A 773-nucleotide genomic window follows, 5' to 3' on the forward strand; every position below is an offset into this window, starting at 1 on the left:
CAAGATAGCCGATGACGACGCCGAGAATCATCGAGCTATATTCGAAAGGCGCCACGACCGAAGCCTCGGCGTGGCGGTAGGCGGCCGTCATCAGGATCTGACCGAGCCCGCCGCAGAAGCCGGCCATGACAAGCAGCGCGGCTTGCATCGGCGTCAGCATCTGCCAGCCGAAAGGCAGGGTGAGCAGCGCCAGCACGCTCGCCGTCGAGGAAAACCACAGCACGATGGTCGCCGTCTTCTCGGTCTGCACGAGATTGCGTACCAGAAGCATGGCGACGGCCGAGATCGCCGCGGCGATCAGCGCCGCCATGACGCCAAGCACCTCCTGGTCGTCGAGCGCCTCGTCGGAATTCAACAGCGTCAGTTCCGGCCAGGAAACGATAAACACGCCGACGAGGCCGAAGGCGACCGCGGTCCAGCGATAGACGCGGATCGTCTCGCCCAGGAAGATCGAAGAGAACACCACGACCAGCAGCGGCTGGGCATAATTCAGCGTGATCGCTTCGGGAAGTGGCAACCTGGTCAGCGCGAAGAAGCCGAGCCCCATGGCGCCGACGCCGACGACGCCGCGCGCGATGTGGTTGAACGGCCGTTTCGTGGTGAATGCGGTAGCGAGCTGTCCCTTGAAGGCCAGAAAGGCGATGATCGGCAAGATGGCGAAGAAGGAGCGGAAGAAGACGATCTGTCCGGCGGGCACGGCGCCGGCCGCCTTGATGCAGGTCTGCATGCCGACAAAGACCGCCACGGAGACTATCTTCAGCGCAATGCCGCGC

At 63.8% G+C, this 773-nt stretch carries 1 protein-coding gene; it reads right to left on the minus strand.

Features of this window, described 5'->3' with window-relative positions; all coding sequences use genetic code 11:
- On the minus strand, positions 1–773 hold a 773-nt coding region (locus EOA60_RS35460; RefSeq protein ID WP_164899898.1), incomplete at both ends, for a DMT family transporter.

This window comes from Mesorhizobium sp. M1A.F.Ca.IN.020.06.1.1, from assembly GCF_004023265.1.
Taxonomy (GTDB): domain Bacteria; phylum Pseudomonadota; class Alphaproteobacteria; order Rhizobiales; family Rhizobiaceae; genus Mesorhizobium.